Source organism: Acidimicrobiia bacterium (genome assembly GCA_036271555.1).
Taxonomy (GTDB): Bacteria; Actinomycetota; Acidimicrobiia; order IMCC26256; family PALSA-610; genus DATBAK01.
Map to the genome: position 1 here is coordinate 1 of DATBAK010000024.1, position 1551 is coordinate 1551.

1 protein-coding gene is annotated in these 1551 nt (G+C 71.6%); it reads left to right on the forward strand.

All coding sequences use genetic code 11. The features are described 5' to 3' along the window. Window positions 1-106: 106 nt before the first annotated feature. A partial coding sequence (gene istA / locus VH914_07385) for an IS21 family transposase (protein ID HEX4491012.1) occupies window positions 107-1551 on the forward strand: 1445 nt, incomplete at its 3' end.

The window sequence follows — 1551 nt, forward strand, 5'->3', positions numbered from 1 at the left end:
CCCTCGACTGGGTCCCCGCGCTCGACCGCCGCCGTCGTCACCGTGACGTGCCCGGCGTCGGCACGTTCGCGGATCTGCGCCAGCTCGTGATGTTCGAGGTGGCGCGATGATCACGCCCGAGCTGCGCTCGCGCATGCGCCGTCTCTTCTTCGCCGAGCACTGGAAGATCGGCACGATCGCCGCCGAGCTCGGCGTCCACCGCGACACGGTGGAGCTCGCGATTGAGCCCCAGCGCTTCGTCAACGTCGCCCACCGTGCCTCCGTCTCGGCGCTCGACCCCTTCAAGTCGTTCGTCACGGCGACCCTCGAAACGCACCCGCGCCTGCGCGCCACGCGTCTGCTCGAGATGATCCGCCACCGTGGATATGCAGGCTCGGTCTGGCCGCTTCGTCGCTTCGTCGGCCGCGTGCGACCCGTCTCGAGGCACGAGGCGTTCTTCCGCCTCACGACCCTGCCGGGTGAGCAGGGCCAGGTGGACTGGGGCTCGTTCGGGTCGGTCACCATCGGCCGCGCGAAGCGCTCGCTCTCGTGCTTCGTGATGGTGCTGTCGTGGTCGCGCGCGATCTTCGCGCGGTTCGTGCTCGACCAGACGCTCGAGAGCTTCCTCCGCTGCCACCTCGCCGCATTCGAGGCGTTCGGCGGCGTGCCGCGCGCCCTGCTCTACGACAACCTCAAGACGGCTGTCCTCGAGCGCGCGGGGGAGGTGATCCGATTCCACCCGCGCCTCCTCGAGCTCGCGGGCCATTACCACTTTGCGCCGCAGCCCGTCGCGGTCGCGCGCGGCAACGAGAAGGGGCGCGTCGAGCGGGCCATTCGCTACCTCCGCGAGTCGTTCTTCGCCGCGCGCGGGTTCGGCTCCGTCGCCGATCTCAACCGACAGCTCGACCGCTGGATCGTCGACATCGCGCACGCCCGCGTCGTGCCACGCGACGTCGAGAAGCGCCTCGTCGGCGCGGCTCTCGCCGAGGAGCGACCGCGTCTCTTGTCGCTCCCGGCGCATCCGTTCCCTTGCGACCTCGTGCGCGCCGTCGCCTCGGGCAAGTCGCCCTATCTCCGCTTCGACGCCAACGACTACTCCATCCCGCACACGCTCGTGCGCAAGCCGCTCACGCTCGTCGCGTCCGACTCGCTCGTCCGCGTCCTCGATGGCACGGTCGAGGTCGCGCGCCACGCGCGCTCGTTCGAGCGCGGCCAGCAGATCGAAGCCGAGCATCACCTCGCCGGGCTCGCGCAGGACAAGCGGCATGCCCGCGAGCACCGCGGCCGCAACCGACTCGCCGCCGCCTGCCCGAGCGCGACCGCATTCCTCGGCGAGGTCGCGCGCCACGGCGGCCACCTCGGCGGGACGACCACGCGCCTCCTGCACCTGCTCGAGCAACACGGCCCGGGCGAGCTCGAGGTCGCCCTCGCCGAGGCCCACACGCGCGGCGCCTTCGCGGCCCACTCCGTCGCTCACATCCTCGATCAACGGCGCCGCGCCCGGCGCGCGCCGTCGCCATTTCAGCCGGTGTTGCCCGACGATCCGCGCGTCCGCGATCTCGACGTCACGCC